The following is a 1,218-nucleotide window of genomic DNA, read 5'->3' on the forward strand; positions in this document are numbered from 1 at the left end:
CTTAAAGGGAAATGGTCAGGCGCCGCGCATCAGGCAGCCGCCGGCAAGCACGATGAAAGCAATAAGAACAATCCACACCGATGCGAGTGGAATGAACGCAAGAACGCCAAGCGCGGCGAGTGCGCCGATGATGGCGATAACAACGGAAATGATAAAAACGATCTGCGTAGGTGCGCTAAGATTCATGTGTGGCTCCTCCTACATGATTCGAACAGCGGCATTCTATCAGGGCGCGTGATCACACACCAATCAGGGCCCGCAGCGGGTTCGCCGGGTCGGCCAGCAGCTTCACAGCAAGCGCCAGGCACACGATCACCAGCAGCGGCTTGATCAGTTTCGCGCCGATGCGCATGGCCAGGCTGGCGCCGACGCGGGCGCCGATGAACTGGGCAACGCCCATCATCAGGCCGATCTTCCAGTAGACGACGCCGAAGGCCGCGAAGACGATGAAGCCGCCGATGTTGGAGGCGAAGTTGAGCAGCTTGGTATGCGCCGTCGCCTTGAGCACGCCGTAGCCGGCAAGCGCCACGAAGGCCAGCATGTAGAAGGAGCCTGCGCCCGGTCCAAACAGGCCATCGTAGAAGCCGATGGCGGGCACCAGGATCAGTCCGAACAGGAACGGCGACAGCCGCTCGGCGCGGTCGATGTCGTTCATGTTGGGCTTGAACGCGAAGTAGAGCGCGATGGCGATCAGCACGATGGGCAGGGCAGCCCGCAGAATGTCACCCGGCACGATCGTTGCCAGCAAGGCGCCGATGGCGCTTCCGACAAGGGCCAGAAGCGCCGACGGCAATTGCCGGCGGAGGTCCACATGACCCTTCGACGCATAGTGGATGGTCGCCGAGCCCGAGCCGAACATGCCTTGCAGTTTGTTGGTGGCGAGCGCCTGGACCGGCGTGAAGCCGGCAAGCAGCAGCGCCGGCACGGTGATCAGCCCGCCGCCGCCGGCGATCGAATCGACAAAGCCCGCGGCAAAGGCGGCGAAGGCGAGCATGGCGACGGTCTGGATACTAAGGTCGATCATCTGATGTATGGCGGTGTCCGGCCGGCTGAAATATCGGGCGTTCGACCACGGCCGCCCTGTTTGCGCAAGGTCGATTCCGCGCTACCTCTATCCAAGCGCATCGCGCTTGGATTTGTATTTGTGTGGTTAACCCGGAAAGAGGCTCCTGATGGCATTCGCATTGCTGGACCAGATACGTCAGATATTCGACGGCG

General features: G+C 61.7%; 2 protein-coding genes. Both read right to left on the minus strand.

Features of this window, described 5'->3' with window-relative positions; genetic code table 11:
- Positions 1 to 15: 15 nt before the first annotated feature.
- Positions 16 to 186, minus strand: coding sequence for a hypothetical protein (locus EOC06_RS33830; RefSeq protein ID WP_127268806.1), 171 nt, complete (start codon positions 184 to 186; stop codon positions 16 to 18).
- A 52-nt stretch (positions 187 to 238) separates the two neighbouring features.
- Positions 239 to 1,024 carry a TSUP family transporter gene (locus tag EOC06_RS33835; protein WP_127268807.1) on the minus strand — a complete coding sequence of 262 codons (786 nt, stop codon included), beginning with the start codon at positions 1,022 to 1,024 and terminating at the stop codon, positions 239 to 241.
- Positions 1,025 to 1,218 lie beyond the last annotated feature (194 nt).

Source organism: Mesorhizobium sp. M7A.F.Ca.MR.362.00.0.0 (assembly GCF_004023175.1).
Classification (GTDB): Bacteria; Pseudomonadota; Alphaproteobacteria; order Rhizobiales; family Rhizobiaceae; genus Mesorhizobium.